24 protein-coding genes and 1 other RNA gene are annotated in these 16,950 nt (G+C 62.2%); 12 read left to right on the top strand and 13 right to left on the bottom strand.

Annotated features, from left to right (window positions below; translation table 11 throughout):
• The first annotated feature begins 138 nt into the window (after window positions 1-138).
• Window positions 139-360, top strand: coding sequence for a 50S ribosomal protein L31 (gene rpmE / locus G6N74_RS14590; RefSeq protein ID WP_091909459.1), 222 nt, complete (start codon window positions 139-141; stop codon window positions 358-360).
• 262 nt (window positions 361-622) lie between these two features.
• Here the strand turns inward: rpmE and G6N74_RS14585 are convergent, their stop codons facing one another.
• Window positions 623-1,258, bottom strand: coding sequence for a TetR/AcrR family transcriptional regulator (locus G6N74_RS14585; RefSeq protein ID WP_165118868.1), 636 nt, complete (start codon window positions 1,256-1,258; stop codon window positions 623-625).
• 91 nt (window positions 1,259-1,349) lie between these two features.
• On the opposite strand from G6N74_RS14585, the gene G6N74_RS14580 reads away from it, so the two are divergent.
• Both G6N74_RS14580 and G6N74_RS14575 read left to right on the top strand, forming a co-directional pair.
• On the top strand, window positions 1,350-2,195 hold the full coding sequence (locus tag G6N74_RS14580; RefSeq protein WP_165118494.1) for an NmrA family NAD(P)-binding protein: 846 nt from the start codon (window positions 1,350-1,352) through the stop codon (window positions 2,193-2,195).
• Window positions 2,192-2,671, top strand: coding sequence for an anthrone oxygenase family protein (locus tag G6N74_RS14575; protein WP_165118492.1), 480 nt, complete (start codon window positions 2,192-2,194; stop codon window positions 2,669-2,671). The genes G6N74_RS14580 and G6N74_RS14575 overlap by 4 nt, the downstream gene beginning before the upstream one ends.
• 68 nt (window positions 2,672-2,739) lie before the next feature.
• On the opposite strand, the gene G6N74_RS14570 is transcribed toward G6N74_RS14575, so the two are convergent.
• Window positions 2,740-3,030, bottom strand: coding sequence for an Rdx family protein (locus G6N74_RS14570; RefSeq protein WP_165118490.1), 291 nt, complete (start codon window positions 3,028-3,030; stop codon window positions 2,740-2,742).
• Window positions 3,027-3,776 (bottom strand): YebC/PmpR family DNA-binding transcriptional regulator, encoded by a 750-nt coding sequence (locus tag G6N74_RS14565; protein ID WP_165118488.1) that lies wholly within the window; start codon window positions 3,774-3,776, stop codon window positions 3,027-3,029. Before G6N74_RS14565 ends, G6N74_RS14570 begins: the two co-directional genes overlap by 4 nt.
• Before the next feature lie 182 nt (window positions 3,777-3,958).
• Here G6N74_RS14565 and G6N74_RS14560 point away from each other — a divergent pair, with 182 nt between their 5' ends.
• Window positions 3,959-4,765, top strand: a complete 807-nt coding sequence (locus G6N74_RS14560) for an MBL fold metallo-hydrolase (RefSeq protein ID WP_165118486.1) — start codon at window positions 3,959-3,961, stop codon at window positions 4,763-4,765.
• A 187-nt stretch (window positions 4,766-4,952) separates the two neighbouring features.
• On the opposite strand, the gene G6N74_RS14555 is transcribed toward G6N74_RS14560, so the two are convergent.
• Complete coding sequence (locus G6N74_RS14555; RefSeq protein ID WP_165118484.1) at window positions 4,953-5,651, bottom strand: glutathione S-transferase family protein; 699 nt, start codon at window positions 5,649-5,651, stop codon at window positions 4,953-4,955.
• A gap of 143 nt (window positions 5,652-5,794) precedes the next feature.
• Between G6N74_RS14555 and G6N74_RS14550 the strand changes: the two genes are divergently transcribed.
• A complete protein-coding gene (locus G6N74_RS14550; protein ID WP_165118482.1) occupies window positions 5,795-6,139 on the top strand; it encodes a winged helix-turn-helix transcriptional regulator in 345 nt (114 codons plus the stop codon).
• 47 nt (window positions 6,140-6,186) lie between these two features.
• On the opposite strand, the gene G6N74_RS14545 is transcribed toward G6N74_RS14550, so the two are convergent.
• The 5 genes from G6N74_RS14545 to ssrS all read right to left on the bottom strand — a co-directional run bounded on the left by G6N74_RS14545 (window position 6,187) and on the right by ssrS (window position 9,113).
• Entirely contained in the window at window positions 6,187-6,948 is a 762-nt protein-coding gene (locus tag G6N74_RS14545; protein WP_165118480.1) for a TerC family protein, read from the bottom strand.
• 75 nt (window positions 6,949-7,023) lie between these two features.
• Window positions 7,024-7,848 carry a TIGR00282 family metallophosphoesterase gene (locus tag G6N74_RS14540; RefSeq protein WP_165118478.1) on the bottom strand — a complete coding sequence of 275 codons (825 nt, stop codon included), beginning with the start codon at window positions 7,846-7,848 and terminating at the stop codon, window positions 7,024-7,026.
• The gene (locus G6N74_RS14535; RefSeq protein ID WP_165118867.1) at window positions 7,845-8,165 is read right to left on the bottom strand and encodes a helix-turn-helix domain-containing protein; all 321 of its coding nucleotides are present in this window, start codon (window positions 8,163-8,165) and stop codon (window positions 7,845-7,847) included. Before G6N74_RS14535 ends, G6N74_RS14540 begins: the two co-directional genes overlap by 4 nt.
• Window positions 8,166-8,284: 119 nt before the next feature.
• The gene (locus tag G6N74_RS14525; RefSeq protein WP_376767715.1) at window positions 8,285-8,860 is read right to left on the bottom strand and encodes a 5-formyltetrahydrofolate cyclo-ligase; all 576 of its coding nucleotides are present in this window, start codon (window positions 8,858-8,860) and stop codon (window positions 8,285-8,287) included.
• Window positions 8,861-8,957: 97 nt separating this feature from the next.
• Window positions 8,958-9,113, bottom strand: a non-coding RNA gene (gene ssrS / locus G6N74_RS14520) — 6S RNA.
• A gap of 178 nt (window positions 9,114-9,291) precedes the next feature.
• On the opposite strand from ssrS, the gene G6N74_RS14515 reads away from it, so the two are divergent.
• Both G6N74_RS14515 and G6N74_RS14510 read left to right on the top strand, forming a co-directional pair.
• Window positions 9,292-10,131 carry an AAA family ATPase gene (locus G6N74_RS14515; protein WP_165118472.1) on the top strand — a complete coding sequence of 280 codons (840 nt, stop codon included), beginning with the start codon at window positions 9,292-9,294 and terminating at the stop codon, window positions 10,129-10,131.
• Between the two features lie 259 nt (window positions 10,132-10,390).
• Entirely contained in the window at window positions 10,391-10,837 is a 447-nt protein-coding gene (locus G6N74_RS14510; protein ID WP_165118470.1) for a GNAT family N-acetyltransferase, read from the top strand.
• On the opposite strand, the gene G6N74_RS14505 is transcribed toward G6N74_RS14510, so the two are convergent.
• Window positions 10,815-11,891 (bottom strand): glycoside hydrolase family 25 protein, encoded by a 1,077-nt coding sequence (locus tag G6N74_RS14505; protein WP_165118866.1) that lies wholly within the window; start codon window positions 11,889-11,891, stop codon window positions 10,815-10,817. The genes G6N74_RS14510 and G6N74_RS14505 overlap by 23 nt on opposite strands.
• 234 nt (window positions 11,892-12,125) lie before the next feature.
• On the opposite strand from G6N74_RS14505, the gene G6N74_RS14500 reads away from it, so the two are divergent.
• The 5 genes from G6N74_RS14500 (at window position 12,126) to G6N74_RS14480 (ending at window position 15,031) form a co-directional block, all read left to right on the top strand.
• Window positions 12,126-12,557 (top strand): YeeE/YedE family protein, encoded by a 432-nt coding sequence (locus tag G6N74_RS14500; RefSeq protein WP_165118468.1) that lies wholly within the window; start codon window positions 12,126-12,128, stop codon window positions 12,555-12,557.
• Between the two features lie 4 nt (window positions 12,558-12,561).
• Window positions 12,562-12,993: a DUF6691 family protein gene (locus tag G6N74_RS14495; RefSeq protein WP_165118466.1), complete on the top strand. Its 432-nt coding sequence runs from the start codon at window positions 12,562-12,564 to the stop codon at window positions 12,991-12,993.
• Window positions 12,994-13,001: 8 nt separating this feature from the next.
• Entirely contained in the window at window positions 13,002-14,192 is a 1,191-nt protein-coding gene (locus G6N74_RS14490; protein ID WP_165118865.1) for a vWA domain-containing protein, read from the top strand.
• Between the two features lie 68 nt (window positions 14,193-14,260).
• Complete coding sequence (gene msrB / locus G6N74_RS14485) at window positions 14,261-14,662, top strand: peptide-methionine (R)-S-oxide reductase MsrB (RefSeq protein WP_165118464.1); 402 nt, start codon at window positions 14,261-14,263, stop codon at window positions 14,660-14,662.
• A gap of 3 nt (window positions 14,663-14,665) precedes the next feature.
• Complete coding sequence (locus G6N74_RS14480; RefSeq protein WP_165118462.1) at window positions 14,666-15,031, top strand: DUF488 domain-containing protein; 366 nt, start codon at window positions 14,666-14,668, stop codon at window positions 15,029-15,031.
• 3 nt (window positions 15,032-15,034) lie between these two features.
• Here G6N74_RS14480 and G6N74_RS14475 read toward each other — a convergent pair whose 3' ends face one another.
• The 3 genes from G6N74_RS14475 to G6N74_RS14465 all read right to left on the bottom strand — a co-directional run bounded on the left by G6N74_RS14475 (window position 15,035) and on the right by G6N74_RS14465 (window position 16,794).
• Window positions 15,035-15,475, bottom strand: a complete 441-nt coding sequence (locus G6N74_RS14475) for a hypothetical protein (RefSeq protein WP_165118460.1) — start codon at window positions 15,473-15,475, stop codon at window positions 15,035-15,037.
• 98 nt (window positions 15,476-15,573) lie between these two features.
• Window positions 15,574-16,335, bottom strand: a complete 762-nt coding sequence (locus G6N74_RS14470) for a L,D-transpeptidase (protein WP_165118458.1) — start codon at window positions 16,333-16,335, stop codon at window positions 15,574-15,576.
• Between the two features lie 198 nt (window positions 16,336-16,533).
• Entirely contained in the window at window positions 16,534-16,794 is a 261-nt protein-coding gene (locus G6N74_RS14465; protein ID WP_091909407.1) for a DUF2312 domain-containing protein, read from the bottom strand.
• Between the last annotated feature and the right edge of the window lie 156 nt (window positions 16,795-16,950).

The raw sequence follows: 16,950 nt of genomic DNA, 5'->3' as shown, positions 1-16,950 counted from the left end.
ATTTTCGCCTGATGTATAGGCACCGCGACCGTTTTAGAAGCCGTGGCTCTTCAATAGCTGCGGCTTCGAGTTTTCAAAAGAGGCGCATCGCCGCAGGCGCAAGCCGTGAGCCGCAGCGCGACAGCCAGGAACAGACCGATGAAGACCGATATCCATCCCGACTACCACACCATCAAGGTCGTCATGACCGACGGCACCGAGTACCAGACCAAGTCGACCTGGGGCAAGGAAGGCGACACGATGAACCTCGACATCGACCCTTCGACCCACCCGGCCTGGACCGGTGGCCAGCAGACGCTGCTCGACCGCGGCGGCCGTCTCTCGAAGTTCAAGAAGCGCTACGAAGGCCTCGGCATGTAAGCCTGAGTGCATTACGGATTTCGAAAAACCCCGCTTCGGCGGGGTTTTTTGTTTTGGGACGTCAGGTGAGGACAACAGCGATCTGGTTGGCCAATCCGCACAGGCAGGTGCTGCCCCTCACCCTTACCCTCTCCCCGTAAGGACGGGGAGAGGGAGGCGTCAGCGTCACAGCTTCCTCCTTCTCCCCGTCACTATACGGGGAGAAGGTCGCGGCAGCGGGATGAGGGGCAGCGCATGCGTGGCCGAAGAAGCCTTTTTCCCCTCACCCCGCCTCCATCTCCCGCAGCACCATGTGCTTGTAACTCTCCACCAGCGCATCGCCCTCGGCACGCTCGACCGAGATCGCCAGCCGCATCGTCGATTCCCCCAGCGACATGATGAGAAACGCCGAGCGATCGAGCTCCGCCTCGTCCGCATCGGGCCGCAGCCGCTTCAGCACGGCAGCAAGCAGCGCCCCGTTGAGCCGGCCGCTTTCCAGCTCGACATCGCGCAGGCCCTTGTCGGCCTGCATGCCGAACCAGATGTCGCGGATCACCGGCTCGGCCAGGAACAGCCCGTAATAGATGTCGATCAGCCGGCCGAAGGCCACGCGCATCCCTTCGAGGTCGCGCACGTCGGCAAGCTCGGCCTCGATGCATTCGCGCCCTTGCGCGTTGTAGCGCTCGGCCAGAGTGCGCAGGATCGCGCCCTTGTCAGGAAAATACTGGTACAGCGAGCCGATCGAAATCCCGGCATTTTCAGCCACTTCGCTCATGCGCATGGCATCGCTGCCGGTTGCCGCGATCAGTGCCGAGGCGACTTCGAGGATGCGCTCCACCCGCTCGCGGCTGCGCTGCTGCGTCGGCGCGCGGCGCGTGATAGTCGGCGTGTCTTCGGCAGGTGCTGGGGTCGGCTCCATGATGTCCTCGATGCGATTCCGGTTGACAGCCATAATATGAGGGTTTATCACATTTGCAAATGTGAGGGTTACTCACATTATGGAGGAAGTGATGAACACGATCAATGACACCACCAAACCGACCCTCATTCTCGGCGGCACCGGCAAGACCGGAAGCCGCGTCGCCCAACGCCTGGCCGCCCGCGGCCTGCCGGTGCGCATCGGCTCGCGTTCCGGCCAGCCGCCCTTCGACTGGAACGACGAAAAGACCTGGAAGGCAGTGCTTGACGGCGTCGGCGCCGTCTACATCACCTATTATCCGGACATCGCCGTGCCGGGTGCCACTGAGGCTGTCGGCGCCTTCTCGCGGCTGGCGGTGGAAAGCGGCGTGAAGCGGCTGGTGCTGCTTTCCGGCCGTGGCGAGCCGGAGGCACAGCGCGCCGAAGAGGAACTCAAGGCCTCCGGCGCCGACTGGACCATCCTGCGCTGCTCTTGGTTCGCCCAGAATTTCAGCGAGGGTTTTCTGCTCGACTCCATCCTGGCCGGCGAGATCGCCCTGCCCGCCGGTGATGTGAAGGAACCCTTCATCGATGCCGACGACATTGCCGACGCCGCCGTCATCGCGCTGACCGAGCCCGGCCATTTCGGAGAACTCTACGAAATGACAGGCCCGCGCCTGCTGACCTTCGCCGAGGCCGCCGCTGAAATCGGCAAGGCGAGCGGGCGGAACATTCGCTATGAGCAGATTTCCCACGAAGTCTTCTTCGAGACACTGAAGCAGGCCGGCATACCGGCCGAGTTCTTCGGCCTTATGACGGAGCTGTTCACCGACGTGCTCGACGGCCGCAACACCTATGTCACCGACGGCGCGCAGCGCATTCTCGGCCGCACCCCGAGGGATTTTTCCGATTATGCTCGCGACACCGCCGCCACCGGCATCTGGGAGGAGAAAAAATGATCGCGCCGTTCTTCATCGTCCTCACCTTCGCCGCCGCGCTGGGCAGCGGCATCATGGCAGGGCTGTTCTTCGTCTTTTCGACCACCATCATGGCCGCACTCGCGCGCTTGCCCGCCGGCGACGGCGCGGCTGCGATGAACGCCATCAACGTCGTCATCATCAACCCGTTGTTCCTCACGGCCTTCATGGGGACGGCGCTGATCTGCGCGATCCTCGCCGTCAAGGCGATCATCGGCTGGAGCGAGATCGGCTCGGCCTGGCTGCTTGCCGGCAGCCTGCTCTACATCGTCGGCATTCTTCTGGTGACGATGATCTTCAACGTGCCGCTGAACGATGCGCTGGCTGCGGCCGGCCCCGAAACGGCCGAAGGCGCAAACCTTTGGACCCGCTACCTTGCCGAATGGGTGCCCTGGAACCATGTTCGCACGGTGAGCGGCATCGCTTCGCTCGCCTGCTTCATCATAGCGCTGCGGTAGACGGCCTGGCGCGTTCGATTGCGCATATCGTCTTTGGTCCGTGCGAGGGCAAATGATCGAATGGGCCGCTACTTGCGGTCCGAATGCCCGAGATCGCGTTCGGGATCGATGATATCGCGAACCCGCTGCTTCAGCACCTTGGCCTCGGGAAAACCCCCGTCGCGCTTGCGCTCCCAGATCAGTTCGCCATTGCAGGTGATCTCGAACACGCCGCCGGTGCCCGGCACCAACGCGACCTCGCCAAGCTCGGTGCCAAAGGTCGAAAGAAGCTCCTGCCCCAGCCACGCCGCGCGCAGCAGCCACATGCATTGGGTGCAGTAGGTGATTGCTACGCGGGCTTTTGGCGCGGCTTCGGTCATGCCGCGCTGAGCTTGGCCATCGTCTCTTCATCGACCTCGAAATTGGCGTAGACGTTCTGCACGTCGTCGTCGTCTTCGAGGGTGGCGACGAGTTTCAGGATCGACTGGGCGCGGTCCTCGTCGACGGGAATGTTGTTCTGCGGCTTCCAGATCGCCTTCACCGATTCGGCTTCGCCGAGCGAGGCTTCGAGCGCCTTGGACACTTCGCCGAGGTTCTCGAAGGCGCAGAGGATGGTGTGGCCGTCCTCGTCCGACTGCACGTCGTCGGCGCCCGCCTCGATTGCCGCATCCATCAGCTTGTCGGCGCTGCCGGCCGAGACCGGATAGAAGATTTCGCCGACGCGGTCCCACATGAAGGACACCGAGCCGGTTTCGCCGAGCGCGCCGCCAGACTTGGTGAAGGCAGCACGCACATTGGAAGCAGAGCGGTTGCGGTTGTCGGTCAGCACCTCGACGATGACAGCGACGCCGCCGGGGCCGTAGCCCTCGTAGCGCACTTCATCATAGTTTTCCGCATCGCCCGCCGACGCCTTGTTGATGGCGCGCTGGATGTTGTCCTTCGGCATCGACACGGCCTTGGCGTTCTGCACGGCCAGCCGCAGGCGCGGGTTCATCGCCGGGTCGGGCACGCCGACCTTGGCGGCGACGGTGATTTCGCGCGCCAGCTTGGAAAACATTTTCGAGCGCACCGCGTCCTGACGACCCTTGCGGTGCATGATGTTCTTGAATTGTGAATGGCCGGCCATGGGACCCCTTAGTCTTTACTCGGCTATCTGGAATGGGCCGGCTTATAAACCAGAATGACGGTGAACGTCCAGAAGTACCGGTGTTTGCCGCCCTCGCGAAAACGTGACTCCCGATAATGCCCTGTCGCCGGTCATATTGCGTCGCCGCATCATTCATCGCCGCCTGCGACGGGAGCCTTGGAATGCCAGCTTTTCGCCTTGCCTTTCTGCTCGCCTTCCTGCTCTGGCCATTGGCCGCATTCGCGCAGGAAGACCCGGTGCCGAGCCGCTGCATCGCCATCGCGCAGGCGCTGCCCGGCGTCACCTATGCCAATTTCACGCCGGCGCAGGCGAGAACCAGCGGCGAGGTGAAAATCACCTATGCCGGCCATTCCACCTATGTCATCGAGAGCCCTGCCGGCGTGCGCATCGCCACCGACTTCAGCGGCATCTATGGCAGCGACCCGCTGCCGCGCGTCGTCACCATGAACAAGGCGCACCGCACGCATTACACCAACGCGCCCAACCCCGGCATCGAACATGTCCTGCGCGGCTGGAACCCGGAAGGCGGGCCGGCGAAGCACCGGGTCATCGTCGACGATGTCTATATCCGCAACGTCCCGACCGATATTCGCAGCTGGGGCGGCGAGCTCGAGCGCGACGGCAATTCGATCTTCATCTTCGAGGTGGCAGACCTGTGCATCGGCCACCTCGGCCACCTGCATACGCGCCTCAGCGACCAGCAATATGGCCAGATCGGCCGGCTCGACATCGTCATGGTGCCGATCGACGGCGGCCTGACCCAGTCGATCGGCTCGATCAGCGAGATCACGACGCGGCTTTATTCGTCAGTCGTGCTGCCCATGCACCGCCATGCAACGCCGCTGGACGAATTCCTCCGCCGCGTAGGCGAAGGCTTCGCCGTCGACTTCCGCGACAGCCCCTCGTTTACCGTCTCGCTGAAAACACTGCCGCGCCAGCCGACGATTGTGGTGCTGGAGGGGATTTGAGGGGTCAGCGGCGGCCTGACGACCAGAATGCCAATGCTCTTGCAGAGTTCTTGCCCCTCATCCCCCTGCCGGGACCTTCTCCCCGTGAACGGGGAGAAGGAGGAATCTCCAACGGCGGCGCCTCCCTCTCCCCGTCCTTACGGGGAGAGGGTAAGGGTGAGGGGCAATCTATCTGCCAGCGAAGTGGCTAAGCGGCGACCCGCCGCTCAAGCTCCGCCAACGTCACATGCCCCAGAAACCCGCCACTGCTGGTCGCCGGCGTCTCATCCTCGATAGCATGGGCAAAGATCACGCCAAGATCCGCCTCAAGCTTCCGGATATGCTTGTGCAAACCCGGATATTCCCGGGAGAGGTCGAACAGCCCAAGGTCCTCACCCCAGCGCGCAATGCCGATGAAATAGGCGTCGGCGACCGTCTTCGTATCGCCCGCCAGCCATTCGCGATCCGCCATCATGTCCTGCAGATGGGCATAGCTCCGTGCAGCCTTCTCCCGCGCCAACGCCCGCAGCACCTCCCGGTTCGGATCGTCCTCGGCCAGCTTGTAGGCCGTCCAGGCCGGCGAGAAGGCCGAATGGAACGTCGTGTGCAGATAGGCAAGCACGCTGTTCAGCCGGTCGAACTCCGCCGAACCTTGCGCAAACCGGCCGTCTCGGCCACGCGCCACGATGTTCTGCATGATGGCGAAGCTCTCGACCAGCGGGCGGCCGTCCTCCAGCAGCAGCGCCGGCGTCTCGCCAAGCGGGCTGACGCCGCCAAAAGTCTCGCTTTCCGTCTTGGCCAGCATGTCGATGCGGCAGAGGCGATAGGGCTGGCCCAGCCATTCGAGGGCGACGATCGAGCCAAACGAGCAGCCATGCGGCACGCCGTAGAAAAGTACAGGTTCCATCTTGATTTCCTTTCGGGTTGGCTCACCGCACCGACCGGAAACGCCAGCGCGACGCTGACCGGAAACCTATGCAATACTTGACCATGAGCAAGTACCTACAATATTGTAAGGTACTAACCTGATCGTAAGTATTGAGGATTTCCATGGCAAAAAAACAGCCGGACAGCTGCGGGCTCGGCCCTGCATTCCAGGTTATCGGCGGAAAATGGAAGGCCCTGATCCTGTGGCTGATCCACACCGAGCCGCGCCGCTTCGGTGAATTGAAGCGGCTGGTACCGGACATCAGCGAGAAGATGCTGATCCAGCAGTTGCGCGAAATGGAAGCCGACGGCCTCGTTCATCGCAAGATGTTTCACGAGGTCCCGCCGCGCGTCGAATATTCAGCGACCGCACTTGGCGTCTCGCTCGACGATGCGCTGATCCCGCTTGCCGAATGGGGCAAGACATATGGCGACGTGATCGCGGCCCGGCGCCAGGCCGCGGAATAGACCTCAGGCGAACAATAGACGATGGCGGGCGAAAGCCCGCCCCGCCATTACTCGCCGTGCCCTTTGACCTTGCGCTTTCTGGCCAGCATGTTGAGCCCCTCGACCAGCGCAGAAAAACCCATGGCGGCGTAGATGTAGCCCTTGGGCACGTGGTAGCCCATGCCGTCGGCGATCAGCGTCATGCCGATCATCAGCAGGAAGCCCAGCGCCAGCATGACGATGGTCGGGTTCTTGGCGATGAATTTCGCCAGCGGGTCGGCAGCCACCATCATCACCGTGACGGCGGCGATGACGGCGATATACATGATGACGATCTCGTCGGTCATGCCGACGGCGGTGATGATGGAGTCCACGGAGAAGACCAGGTCGAGCAGCAGGATCTGGAAGATCGCGGCACCCATCGAAAGCTTGACCGTGGCGCCGACCATCGAATCCTTGTGATCTTCCGGATCGACCGTGTGATGGATTTCCTTGGTCGCCTTCCACACCAGGAACAGGCCGCCGGCGATCAGGATGATGTCGCGCCAGGAAAAGCCATGGCCGAAGGCCGAGAAAACCGGCGTCGTCAATTGCACGATGAAGGAGATCGTCGCCAGAAGCACCAGCCGCATGATGAGTGCAGCACTTATGCCGAGCTTTCGCGCCCGCGACTGCTGCTCTGCCGGCAGCTTGTTGGTCAGGATCGAGATGAAGATCAGATTGTCGATGCCGAGCACGATCTCGAGCACGACAAGCGTCACAAGTGCGACCCACGCCGTTGGATCATTCACGAAGGCGAAGTGCGGCGCCAGAAAGTCGATGATCGGCATCTGCTGAATGTCCCCTGACAATCTGAGAGAAAAATATTCCGGCAGAAGTAGGTAGGCTACAGGCTCACTTCAACGTCAAGACCAGAAAGAAGGCACGGTTTCTTCGAGCCTCGGCCCGAGCCGCAACGGCGCGACCTTCTCGGCAAGCCCGGTACGGTCGGATATATCGACGCCGAGGCCGCAAATCGTCGCAGGGCCGTTCGCGGCCTCGAAACGCCCCTTCGGCACCTTCGAAAGAAACCTGTTCAGCGGTTCTTCCTTGTCCATGCCGAGCGAGGAATCATAATCGCCGCACATGCCGGCGTCGGTCAGGTAGGCCGTGCCACCGTTGAGGATCTGGTGGTCGGCGGTCGGCTGGTGCGTATGGGTGCCGACGACGAGGCTGGCGCGACCATCGACGAAATGCGCAAAGCACATTTTCTCGCTCGTCGCCTCGGCGTGGAAGTCGATCACCACCGCATCTGCCTGCTCGCCGAGCGGGCAGGCCGCAAGCTCGCGCTCCACCGCCTGAAAAGGATCGTCGAGTTCGGGATGCATGAACACCCGGCCCATGATGTTGGAGACGAAGACCCGCGCGCCGTTCTTGGCGATATAGACGCCCGAACCGCGCCCCGGCGTGCCCTTCGGAAAATTCACCGGGCGCAGGAAGCGGTCCTCGCGCGGTGCGAATGTCAGCGCCTCGCGCTGGTCCCAGACATGATTGCCGGTGGTCACCACATCGGCGCCGGCATTCAGCGTCTCGCGAAAAATCTCTTCGGTTATGCCGAAACCGCCGGCCGCGTTCTCGCCATTGACGATGACGAAATCCAGCTTGAAGTCGGAAATCAGCCCCGGCAGCCTTTGCCACACTGCCGTGCGGCCGGATTTACCCACCATGTCCCCGAGAAAAAGAAGTCTCATGCAGCGTCCCGTGTTCCGAGCGCGCGCGATACGGTTTCCGGCTCCTTGGCGATAACGCGCAGATAGGCGCGCGCGGCCTGATCCGGTTCCGTCCTGCCCTGCTCCCAATCCCGCAGCGTCCCTAGCGGGATCAGATAGCGGCTGGCAAATTCTTCTTGTGACAGATGTAACGCGCGCCGGATGATCTTCACGCGCGGCACACGGCCAGGCGTGTTCAACGGCGCTTCGTCCAGCGGCATAGTGTCTGCGTCGTCGAGGGCCGCAGCCGCCACCTCGGCATAGCCCATGGACCGCAGCCGGTCCCAACCGCTCTTCATTTCAGCCTTGGCGTTCCTGGTCATATGTTCTTTGTTCACGGCGCTTCGCCTTTCGGGCGGAAATCAGTCTTATTCGCTCACCGCGCTCCGTGTAAACCACCGTTGTTCTGTCTGACGGGTCAAGCGTCGCCAAACCGGCGCAAGCCGCTTTCGGTCAGGATTTCCGGGATGATCACGTCATGCGGCTCGTCGGGCACCAGCGGCACCTCCTGGCAATCGAAGGCGATGCCGATCATGCGCGGGTCGAGGCCCTTGTCGTGCAGGCGCGAAATCGCCCGGTCGTAATAGCCGGCGCCATAGCCGATGCGATGGCCGCGCGCGTCGAAGGCGGCCAGCGGTATCAGCATCAGCGAAGGGTCTAGCACTTCTGCATCCTCGGGCGGCCCCGCAGTGCCATAGCTCATCTGGACAAGCTCGGCGCCGCGCACCAGTTCGCGAAAGACGATGGTCGTCTTGTCGAGGATCGCCGGCAGGCAGAGCCGCGCGCCCTTTTCGCGCAAGGAAAACATCAGCGGCCGGATATCGACCTCCGAGCGCATCGGCCAGAAAGCCGAGACGATCTGCCCCGGTTCGACCGGGATCGCAGCTGCCATATCCGCCATCTGCAACGACGCCTCGATGCGCCACACGACCGGCAGCGCGTCGCGGCGGGCGAGCGCTTCCAGGCGCAGTTGTTTCTTGAGTGCTTTTTCCATCATCGCGCCCCTTATGCCGGGGCAGGATAAAAAATGCCAGTTGCGGGTCGCCATCGCAGAAGCGACGTTTTCACAAGACGCAGCGAAATAGGGAAAGTGACGATCCACACAACCGGTGGAGAGAGCGATCCCGGGAACCTACAAAGTAGGTGGGCGCCGTATGGAAAGACCCACGGGTCTTCCCAGGGACAGCTCCCTAAGGATCGTTAAGGCCCCGGGGAAAATGTTCTCCTGCCGGGAAGCACAGACCGTCATCGATGAATATAGGACGCATCTAGGGTGCACGCCAGAGAATTGCCAGCTTTGAAAAAATTTAGATTAAAGCGCCGGTGTTTTCTCCCCCCTTGAGGGGGAGGGAAACGCCGGCACAACCCTTGCCCCGTCCCCATCCCGCCCCTACTGTCGCGGCCAACACCAATCTGGAGTTTGGAATGCGTTTTGAAGGCACCTCGGCCTATGTTGCCGAAAAGGATCTGATGGTCGCGGTCAATGCGGCGATCGCGCTGGAGCGGCCCTTGCTGGTCAAGGGCGAGCCCGGCACCGGCAAGACCGAGCTTGCCAAGCAGGTGGCATCCGCCCTTGGCCTCGACCTGATCGAATGGCACATCAAGTCGACCACCCGCGCCCAGCAGGGCCTTTACGAGTATGACGCCGTCTCGCGCCTGCGCGACAGCCAGCTCGGCGACGACCGCTTCAACGACATCAAGAACTACATCAAGCGCGGCAAGCTGTGGGAAGCCTTCGCCGCCGGCAGGAAGGTCGTGCTTCTGATCGACGAGATCGACAAGGCCGACATCGAGTTCCCCAACGATCTTTTGCAGGAACTCGATAAGATGGAATTCTTCGTCTACGAGACCGGCGAGACGATCCACGCCGATGTGCGCCCCATCGTCATCATCACCTCCAACAACGAGAAGGAACTGCCCGACGCCTTCCTGCGCCGCTGCTTCTTCCACTACATCCGCTTCCCCGATGCCGACACGCTGACGAAAATCGTCGAGGTTCATTACCCCGGCATCAAGCAGAACCTGGTGCGCGCAGCGTTGACCCAGTTCTACGAAATCCGCGACGTGGCAGGCCTGAAGAAGAAGCCCTCGACCTCCGAGGCGCTCGACTGGATCAGGCTGCTGGTCGCCGACGACATCGATCCAGCCGATCTACGCGCCGACCCGAAGAACGCCTTGCCCAAGCTGCACGGCGCGCTTCTCAAGAACGAGCAGGATGTGCACCTGTTCGAGCGGCTGGCGTTCATGGCGAGACGGCAAGGGTAGAAATTTCCCCTCTCCGTCTCGGCTTCGCCGAGCCACCTCTCCCCTCAAGCAGGGCGAGGAACCCAAGCCTTGAAATGTCGCAGCCTTGCAGAATCTAGGTTCCTCGCCCCCATGAAATGGGGGAGAGGTGGCTCGGCAAAGCCGAGACGGAGAGGGGGCTCCACAGCGCGGACAATGCTTTTCCAGCTCTGGACCGTTGGTAATAGCTTCGCACTCGGGCAGGCTCACCACGAACAATGACGATAGAAAGCGACAGCCAATGACCGAAGTCACCATCCGACCGCTCGAACAAATCGACCATGCCGAATGGCGCCGCCTGTGGACCGACTATCTGATCTTCTACAAGGCGACCGTGCCGGAGGAAGTCTACCAGACGACCTGGAAACGCCTGTTCACCGAGGGCGAGTACGAGCCCAAGGGTTTCATTGCCCTGCTCGACGGCAAAGCTGTCGGCCTGACGCATTATATGTATCACCGCTCATGCTGGTCAGTGGTCAACAACTGCTATCTGCAGGATCTGTTCGCCGACCCTGACGTGCGCGGCAAGGGCGTGGGCGCGGCTCTCATCGAGGCAGTCAAGCAGGAAGCCGCCAAGATCGGCGTGTCGAACGTCTACTGGATGACGCACGAGACCAACGCCACCGCGCGCAAGCTTTACGACTACGTCGCGCGGCGCACCGGCTTTATTGAGTACGACCTGCTGTAGCCACCTCGGTCTGGCCGGTCACCCGGTCGACCCAGCGGTGCCAGTCGCTCTCGCTGCCGTGGAAGACGTTGAGGTCGATCTTCCCGGCAACGCCGTGCGAAAGCCCGGACCCAGAATACTGCCAGAACACCCACTTGCGGCCGGGATACACCTTGGACGGGTGCTGGGCGACGGCGCGGAGCCAGAACGGATAGTCAAGGAATTCGCCCCTGAGATTGTCGCGATAGAAATCCGGCGCGGTGTAGATGATCGGGCGCTGGCCGTAATGCCGCTCCAGCTTGTCCATGAAGACCTGCATTTTCTCCCGCACCTTGGCGGGCGACAGGCGGCGCTGGCATTTCGACTCGCCATTGTATTCGACATCGATGACCGGCGGCAGCGCGCCTTCCACCTTCGGCACGTTGCGGATGAACCAGTCGGCCTGTTCGCCGGCGGTGCGGCACCAGTAGAAGAAGTGATAGGCGCCGCGCTTCAGCCCGGCCTCCTGTGCGCCGCGCCAGTTTTTTCTGAACATCGGGTCGAGATGGTCGCCGCCGTCGGTCGCCTTGATATAGGCGAAGTTCGCGCCCTGGCTGCGCAGCCTCTGCCAGTCGATGTCGGCCTGCCAGCGCGAGACGTCGACGCCGTGCACGGCCAGCGCCCTTGGCGAGGCCTTGCCGAAATTGATCGGCTTGGCATCGCGGAACTGGCGGCTGTAGACGCGGCTGCGTTCGCGGGGCACAGTTCTGCTGCCCGACGGGTCTGACGGCACCATCAGTGCGACCGGTTTCAGCTCGGGCACCGGCATTCCCGCCGACTTGGTCTCGACCGCAAGCGCCACCGCTGCCGGCGGGATCGGAGCGGCCGCAGCCAATGCCTGATGAGGCAGCGTTTGCTGGGGATCGGGACTGACGGCACCGACGCTTGCCGCAGGCACCGGACCGCTTGGCCTAACGACGGAACTCGTCGTTTCGAGCGATGGCTGCGCCAGAATGTCGCCCACGCCCGAACTGGATGTGCAGCCGGCCAAAGCCATGCAGGCGAAGAGAATTGCTGGAACCCCTGAAAAACGCATAAACACCCGCACGCAAACGAACATGTCGATGGTCAAGGAAAACGCCATCGAACCCCACTGAGGCAAATTCCTAACGACAAATTACCAAGAAAGGTTGAATCCCGCCGTTAACCACGACAACTCGAAAGAGGCTGGCAACCAGATGCACACCCGGCGATTTCATTGGATGCGATTTGCTGTAGCATCGGCCGGCTTTCGGCCACGCAAGGCCCATTGGCTCAATCGGAGGTATCCATGACCGAATTCACGCCGTTCTCGTCATTGATCGGCGGTGCCCTGATCGGCCTTTCCGCCGTGCTGCTGATGGCACTGGATGGCCGGATCGCCGGAATCAGCGGCATAGCCACGCGCCTGCTGCCGCCCTATCGGGAAGGCGCCGGCAGCCTGTCGGCGCTCGCTTTCGTGGCAGGCCTGGTATGCGCTCCCTTCGTCGTGATGGCGGTGACTGGCCAGCCTGTCCTGCAGACGGTTTCATCGAACCTGCCCTTGATGGCCATAGCAGGCTTGCTGGTCGGCTTCGGCGCAAACCTCGGCGGCGGCTGCACCAGCGGGCACGCCGTCTGCGGCATCTCGCGCCTCTCGACGCGCTCGATCGTCGCAACAGTCACCTTCATGGCCACCGCCTTCGTCACGGTCTTTGTCGTGCGTCACATGGTTGGAGGCTGAGCCCATGACATTCGTCGTCAATCTCCTGCTCGGCCTGCTCTTCGGCATCGGCCTTGTCGTGTCGGGCATGTCCAACCCCCCCAAGGTGCTCAATTTCCTCGATCTGGCCGGTACGTGGAACCCGTCGCTCCTATTCGTCATGATCGGCGCCGTGCTCGTGACGTTTCTTGGCTACCGTATCGTGCTGAGACGTGACCGCCCGCTTCTAGCGAATGCATTCCGGCTGCCAACGGCCAAGGACGTGGATGCGCGCCTGCTTTCCGGCGCTGCGATCTTCGGCATTGGCTGGGGTCTTGGCGGCTTCTGTCCGGGCCCGGCGCTGACGGCGCTTGGATTTGCCGCGCCCGGAGCGCTGGTATTCGTGCCCGCAATGTTTGCAGGTCTATGGGCCGCCCGCATGTTGACCCTTGCCCGACCGCCCCTGAAGCAGGCATGAAGCAAGCCATGTTCATTCCCTTCTTTCTCGAGCTCAAGGCCGCCAAAGTCCCCGTGTCGCTGCGGGAATATCTATCCCTGCTCGAAGGGCTGGAAGCGGGACTGGTCGACTATGACGTCGAGGGCTTTTACTACCTCGCCCGCGCAGCACTGGTGAAGGACGAGCGCCATATCGACCGCTTCGACCAGGTCTTTGCGCACGTCTTTAGGGGTGTCGAGGCGCTGGCCGGCGAAGGCGCCATCGATGTCGAAGACCTGCCCGAGGAATGGCTGCGGCGGCTTGCCGAAAAGCACCTGAGCGACGACGAGAAAAAGCTGGTCGAGGCGCTGGGCGGCTTCGACAAGCTGATGGAGACGCTGAAGAAGCGCCTCGAAGAGCAGAAGGGCCGTCATCAGGGCGGCTCGAAATGGATCGGCACCGCCGGCACCTCGCCCTTCGGCGCCTATGGCTACAATCCCGAAGGCGTGCGCATCGGCCAGAACGAAAGCCGCCACCGCCGCGCGGTTAAGGTGTGGGACAAGCGCGAGTTCAAGAATTTCGACGATTCCGTCGAACTCGGCACCCGCAACATCAAGGTCGCGCTGAAGCGCCTGCGCCGCTGGGTGCGCGAGGGGGCGGACGAGGAATTCGATCTGCCCGGCACCATCCACGCCACCGCCGAGCACGGCTATCTCGACGTCCAGACCCGGCCGGAACGACGCAACGCGGTCAAGCTCCTGATGTTTTTCGATGTCGGCGGCTCGATGGACGACCACATCAAGGTGGTGGAAGAGCTGTTTTCGGCCTCGCGCGCCGAATTCCGCCAGCTCGAATATTTTTACTTCCACAACTGCCTTTACGAAGGCGTCTGGAAGGACAATCGCCGCCGCCATTCCGAAGTCATCCCGACCCACGACGTGCTCCATAAATACGGCCACGACCACAAGGTCATCTTCGTCGGCGACGCCTCCATGAGCCCCTACGAGATCGCCTATGCCGGCGGTTCCGTCGAGCATTGGAACCCCGAGCCCGGGGCGGTCTGGCTGCAGCGCGTTATCGCGCAATGGCCCAATGCCATCTGGATCAATCCAACGCGCGAAAAGCACTGGAGCTACACCCATTCGATCAAGACGATCAACGACATTTTTTCCGGCCGCATGTACCCGCTGACGCTTTCGGGGCTGGAAAGCGCGACCAAGGAGCTTTCCAGGAAGCATTGAGGCACTTGGTAAACCCGGCTTTCAGTCTTACATTCGGCCGGAACAAAACTTCCCCTGGAGGCGGCCTCATGGACACCCACACTTATCCCGTCACCCGCACCGACGCAGAATGGCGCGCCAAGCTGACACCGGAACAATATGCGGTCATGCGCGGTCACGGCACCGAGCGGCCGGGAAGCTGCGCCCTGCTTTACGAGAAGCGCGCCGGCACCTTCACCTGCGTCGGCTGCGACCAGCCTTTGTTCGAAGCAAAGCTGAAGTTCGAGAGCGGCACCGGCTGGCCGAGCTTCAACGACCCGGTCGAGGGCTCGGTCGAAACAACCGTCGACCGCAGCTACGGCATGGTCCGTACGGAATGCCATTGCGCGCGCTGCGGCAGCCATCTCGGCCATGTCTTCGAAGACGGCCCGCCGCCGACCGGCCTGCGCTATTGCATCAACGGCGTGGCCCTGAACTTCCAGCCTGCCTGAGGCATGGCCGGCAAGATCCCGGCGGACAGGATCAGGCTCAAGCGGGCCTATGAGCCGCCGTCCGCCGATGACGGCGCTCGCATCCTGGTCGACCGGCTCTGGCCTCGCGGCGTGAGCAAGGCGGACGCCAGGCTCGATCAGTGGATGAAGGAAATCGCGCCGAGCACCGAACTGCGAAAATGGTTCGGGCACGATCCTGAAAGATGGCAGGAGTTCCGCAGGCGATACATTGCGGAACTCGAAACGCATCAAGAGCAGATCGAACATCTGCGCGAATTGGCCAAGACCGGCGTGGTGACGCTGGTCTATTCCGCCCGCGACGAAACGCACAATGATGCCGTTGTTCTACGTGAAGTGCTGCTTGGCTGAAGGTTAGCGCTCGCTGAGCAGTTCTGTCACGACGCGCTCAAAACGCGAGGCCTCGGTCACCAGCCAGTCGGCCATGGCCGGCCAGTTGTCTTCGGCAAAGCAATTCACCCGCCATGTGCAGCCGAGGCTTGTCCCATCGAAACGCTGCTCGGGCCTGATCTTCAGCCGTTCCTCGATAATGGCCTGGAAAGGTTTCAGCCGCGCTTGGGCATCGACCGCGCCGAGCTTCTCGTTGCGGCCGAAGAAGACGCCGACGAGATTTGGCTCCGGCGCCACATACATCGTGATGACGAGGCCGATCTCGGGCAGCCCGCGCTGCCAGAACCATGGCCCGTGCCGCGCCCGGCGAGGCTTTTCTTCGGGATGCCGTTCCTCGAACAGCGCCCAGAAGGCCCGATGCCGGAATTCTGAAGCCCGTCGGGGTCCAAAATCAAATTCTTCCATCGCTCGCCGCTCCCTCAACTCCTGCAAGCCCAGGCGAACAGGCCGGATTGAAGCACAGGATCAAGGATACCTAACGAACCCGCTGATCGGCTGTCAGGCTAGACTGCCGACGACAACCCGCCGGTGACAACAATAGGCGTCCCATCGGGAACCCGGTCATAGAGATCGATGATGTCCTGGTGCATAAGCCGCACGCATCCTGACGAGACCGACTTGCCGATCGACGACCATTCCGGCGAGCCGTGGAGGCGATAGAGCGTATCCTTACCGTCCTGGAAGATGTAGAGCGCGCGGGCTCCGAGCGGGTTGCTGACACCGCCCTGCATGCCACCCTCCCAATCGTTCGTGCGGGGTATCTGCCGCGCTCGATATTTTTCCAACTCGGGCTGGCGGTCGATCATTTCGTTGGGCGGGAACCAGCGTGGCCATTTCTGTTTCCACTGGATCACCCCCTGGCCCGACCACTCGAAACCCTGGCGGCCAAGACCAACACCATAGCGGATTGCTTGCCCCATGTTGCCGACGAGAAAGAGGAAATGGTTTGCCGTGTCGACGACGACGGTTCCCGGCTGCTCTCCGGTCGGGTCAGGCACGACCTGTCGATAGAATTTCGGATTGATCTTTTCGAAAGGCACGGCAGGAATGTCATGACCGTCGTCGGACATGGCGGCATACATCATGCGAGGATCGCCGAAGCTGGGACTGACGACGGGCTGTGGCAGCGGCTCCGGCAGCGGTTCTGCGGTTTGGACGAACCCTCCCGCCTGGCGTGGAGGACCACTCGTGCAAGCGGCCAGCGCGGTCGACGCGGCGCTTGTCGCAGCCATTACCAGTATCTTGCGGCGGTTGAAGTTCGGCATGCGACTTTCTACCCATGTTCAGGGTGGAAGCAAAGCCGGGTTTCATAATTTCCCGTTCGAGGTGCCCTCAAGCGGGGACCCCGACTGGGTTCTTCTTTCGGCTTCCGGACCCGGTACCGGACTCCAGCCGCCCGGCGGCGGCCGAAGTCAAATTCTTCCCTCGCCCGCTCTGCTGTAAGGCCGGGCGGGCGACATGGCTCACTCCATGCCGAGGGCGGCCTTGTAGAGATCGAGGATCGCTTCCTCTTCCTGCCGCTCGGCCTGGTCCTTCTTGCGCAGGCGAATGATGGTGCGCACGGCCTTGGTGTCGAAGCCCGTGCCCTTCATCTCGGCAAACACGTCCTTGATATCGTCGGCAATCGTCTGCTTCTCTTCCTCGAGGCGCTCGACGCGCTCGATGAAGGCGCGCAACTGGCCCGCGGCAACGGTCTGGCTGGTTTCGGTGATGTCGTCGGCCATTTTTCCTGCTCCGAATGAAAGGCGGCGACTCGGGCCGCGGATGGGTCGCGTTCGATTGCCTTACCCAGCCGGAGGGGTCAAGGGCGGAAAAAGCAGCATATCGTCACTGTTGCCAAAGTTGAACGTCAGAGCATCGGACCGAAAAGTGGAATCCGG

The organism is Mesorhizobium zhangyense (genome assembly GCF_011045115.1).
Lineage (GTDB): Bacteria > Pseudomonadota > Alphaproteobacteria > Rhizobiales > Rhizobiaceae > Mesorhizobium_M > Mesorhizobium_M zhangyense.
This window is presented reverse-complemented; position numbering and strand designations above follow the sequence as displayed.

Excerpts from the sequence above, each read along its gene's own strand:
- G6N74_RS14510 (WP_165118470.1), top strand. The coding sequence starts at position 10,391 with ATGACCGAAGTCACCATCCGACCGCTCGAACAAATCGACCATGCCGAA.
- G6N74_RS14575 (WP_165118492.1), top strand. The coding sequence starts at position 2,192 with ATGATCGCGCCGTTCTTCATCGTCCTCACCTTCGCCGCCGCGCTGGGC.
- G6N74_RS14545 (WP_165118480.1), bottom strand. The coding sequence starts at position 6,948 with ATGCCGATCATCGACTTTCTGGCGCCGCACTTCGCCTTCGTGAATGAT.
- G6N74_RS14490 (WP_165118865.1), top strand. The coding sequence starts at position 13,002 with ATGTTCATTCCCTTCTTTCTCGAGCTCAAGGCCGCCAAAGTCCCCGTG.
- rpmE (WP_091909459.1), top strand. The coding sequence starts at position 139 with ATGAAGACCGATATCCATCCCGACTACCACACCATCAAGGTCGTCATG.
- G6N74_RS14525 (WP_376767715.1), bottom strand. The coding sequence starts at position 8,860 with ATGGAAAAAGCACTCAAGAAACAACTGCGCCTGGAAGCGCTCGCCCGC.
- G6N74_RS14555 (WP_165118484.1), bottom strand. The coding sequence starts at position 5,651 with ATGGAACCTGTACTTTTCTACGGCGTGCCGCATGGCTGCTCGTTTGGC.
- G6N74_RS14580 (WP_165118494.1), top strand. The coding sequence starts at position 1,350 with ATGAACACGATCAATGACACCACCAAACCGACCCTCATTCTCGGCGGC.
- G6N74_RS14515 (WP_165118472.1), top strand. The coding sequence starts at position 9,292 with ATGCGTTTTGAAGGCACCTCGGCCTATGTTGCCGAAAAGGATCTGATG.
- G6N74_RS14495 (WP_165118466.1), top strand. The coding sequence starts at position 12,562 with ATGACATTCGTCGTCAATCTCCTGCTCGGCCTGCTCTTCGGCATCGGC.
- msrB (WP_165118464.1), top strand. The coding sequence starts at position 14,261 with ATGGACACCCACACTTATCCCGTCACCCGCACCGACGCAGAATGGCGC.
- G6N74_RS14550 (WP_165118482.1), top strand. The coding sequence starts at position 5,795 with ATGGCAAAAAAACAGCCGGACAGCTGCGGGCTCGGCCCTGCATTCCAG.
- G6N74_RS14470 (WP_165118458.1), bottom strand. The coding sequence starts at position 16,335 with ATGCCGAACTTCAACCGCCGCAAGATACTGGTAATGGCTGCGACAAGC.
- G6N74_RS14560 (WP_165118486.1), top strand. The coding sequence starts at position 3,959 with ATGCCAGCTTTTCGCCTTGCCTTTCTGCTCGCCTTCCTGCTCTGGCCA.
- G6N74_RS14570 (WP_165118490.1), bottom strand. The coding sequence starts at position 3,030 with ATGACCGAAGCCGCGCCAAAAGCCCGCGTAGCAATCACCTACTGCACC.
- G6N74_RS14500 (WP_165118468.1), top strand. The coding sequence starts at position 12,126 with ATGACCGAATTCACGCCGTTCTCGTCATTGATCGGCGGTGCCCTGATC.
- G6N74_RS14585 (WP_165118868.1), bottom strand. The coding sequence starts at position 1,258 with ATGGAGCCGACCCCAGCACCTGCCGAAGACACGCCGACTATCACGCGC.
- G6N74_RS14475 (WP_165118460.1), bottom strand. The coding sequence starts at position 15,475 with ATGGAAGAATTTGATTTTGGACCCCGACGGGCTTCAGAATTCCGGCAT.
- G6N74_RS14480 (WP_165118462.1), top strand. The coding sequence starts at position 14,666 with ATGGCCGGCAAGATCCCGGCGGACAGGATCAGGCTCAAGCGGGCCTAT.
- G6N74_RS14565 (WP_165118488.1), bottom strand. The coding sequence starts at position 3,776 with ATGGCCGGCCATTCACAATTCAAGAACATCATGCACCGCAAGGGTCGT.
- G6N74_RS14540 (WP_165118478.1), bottom strand. The coding sequence starts at position 7,848 with ATGAGACTTCTTTTTCTCGGGGACATGGTGGGTAAATCCGGCCGCACG.
- G6N74_RS14535 (WP_165118867.1), bottom strand. The coding sequence starts at position 8,165 with ATGAAGAGCGGTTGGGACCGGCTGCGGTCCATGGGCTATGCCGAGGTG.
- G6N74_RS14465 (WP_091909407.1), bottom strand. The coding sequence starts at position 16,794 with ATGGCCGACGACATCACCGAAACCAGCCAGACCGTTGCCGCGGGCCAG.
- G6N74_RS14505 (WP_165118866.1), bottom strand. The coding sequence starts at position 11,891 with ATGCGTTTTTCAGGGGTTCCAGCAATTCTCTTCGCCTGCATGGCTTTG.